This window comes from Mesorhizobium sp. GbtcB19 (assembly GCF_019091085.1).
GTDB lineage: Bacteria > Pseudomonadota > Alphaproteobacteria > Rhizobiales > Rhizobiaceae > Mesorhizobium.
The window spans coordinates 1-1,661 of record NZ_JAGXJY010000054.1 but is presented as its reverse complement, the minus strand read 5'-3'; the positions used below and the strand labels follow the sequence as shown (position 1 = coordinate 1,661).

At 65.8% G+C, this 1,661-nt stretch carries 1 pseudogene; it reads right to left on the bottom strand.

Features of this window, described 5'->3' with window-relative positions:
- Nucleotides 1-1,367: pseudogene (locus KVT37_RS33625) on the bottom strand (amino acid adenylation domain-containing protein); the annotation flags it as partial.
- Nucleotides 1,368-1,661 lie beyond the last annotated feature (294 nt).

Below are 1,661 nucleotides of genomic sequence, written 5' to 3'. Positions count from 1 at the left end.
GGGATCTTCACCTGCTCGTCAAGGCGCCCCAGAAACTCCAGATTGCCATCGGCGGTCCAGCGCACAAGGTCGCCTGTCCGGTAGAGCCGCGCCGGCGGGTTGCTGCTGAACCGATCCGCCACAAACCGTTCCGCCGTCAGCTCGGGACGGTTCACATACCCGCGGGCAACACCCACTCCGCCAAGATAGAGCTCGCCCGCGACCCCGACCGGAACAGGCTCACCAGGCTCGTCCAGCACATACATTTGCGTGTTCGAGATCGGGCGGCCGATCGGGACAATGTCCCCGTCATAGCCGGTTGGAGCGGTCCAGGCCGTCACGTCGATCGCCGCTTCCGTCGGGCCATACAGATTGTGCAGCTTCGCCTGCGGCAGAAGGCGCTGCACCTTGTGCACGCTCAAGGCGGGCAACGCCTCGCCGCTGCACACGATGCGCTGCAGCGAGGTGCAGCGGGCCACGCCCTCCGCTTCCAGGAAGCTCGCCAGCATCGATGGCACGAAGTGTATCGTCGTGATCCGGTGCCGCGTGATCGCCTCGACCATTGCCCCGGGATCTTTGTGCTCTTCCGGGGCTGCCAACACCAGCCTGGCCCCGGTCAGCAGGGTCCAGAAGAATTCCCATCCGGAAACATCGAAGCTGTAGGGAGTCTTCTGCAGCACGACATCGTTTGCATCCAGTCGATAGGCATCCTGCATCCAGACCAGGCGGTTGACGATCGCCCGATGTTCATTCTGCGCGCCCTTGGGCGTGCCGGTTGAGCTGCAGGTCTACATTACATAGGCAAGGCTGCCCGATGTCAGGCCAGGCACCTGGGGAGCGGTCTCGGGATGGCTCTCCGCTTGCGGCTTGTCCAGCGCGATCACATCGCGTCCGGACAGCGCATCGCCAAGGGCGACCCGCCCGGTCTCGTCGACCAGCAGCAGACGCGGATCGGCATCGCCGACGAGCCAGCCAAGCCGCTCGCGCGGATAGCTGGGGTCCAGCGGCACATAGGCGCCGCCTGCTTTAAGCACGGCCAGCAGGCCGATTACCATCTCGGGCGAGCGGGCGAGGCAAAGCCCGACGCGATCTTCAGGTTTGACACCGAGCCCGATGAGGCGATGCGCCAGACGATTGGCCCGGGCATTCAATTCGCCATAGCTCAGCTCAATATCGCCCTGCACCAGCGCAATCGCATCCGGAGCCCGCCGCGCCTGTTCCTCGAACAGTTCGTGGATGCAGCGGTCCGACGGATAGGCAGCGTCCGTCCGGTTCCAGGTTTCGACGATCAGTTCCCGCTCGGCTTGCGGCAGCACGTCCAGCGCCCGCAACGGCGTCTCCGGCGCTGCCTCGAGCGCTTCCGCCAGGCTCTCCAGCGCCCGCTGCATCAAGCCGTTGATACGATCCGCCGACGCCGCCTCGACCATCTGCGCCGTCAAGCCGAGCTCGGTCCCAAAATCCTCCACCGACAGCGTCAACGGATAGTTCGTCCGCTCCTCGCTCTCCAGCCACTCGGCGCCGCTCAGGCTTGGCGTCGGCGCGGCGTTGTGCCGATAGTTCAGCAGCGCGCTGAACAGAGGGGTTCCCGCCGCCACTCCGCTGCAGCGCTGCGACAGCGCCAGCGGCGCATGCTCACGCTGTTAGAGCCCTGCCAGCCCCTAATGCGCCTCGCGCACGCCTGC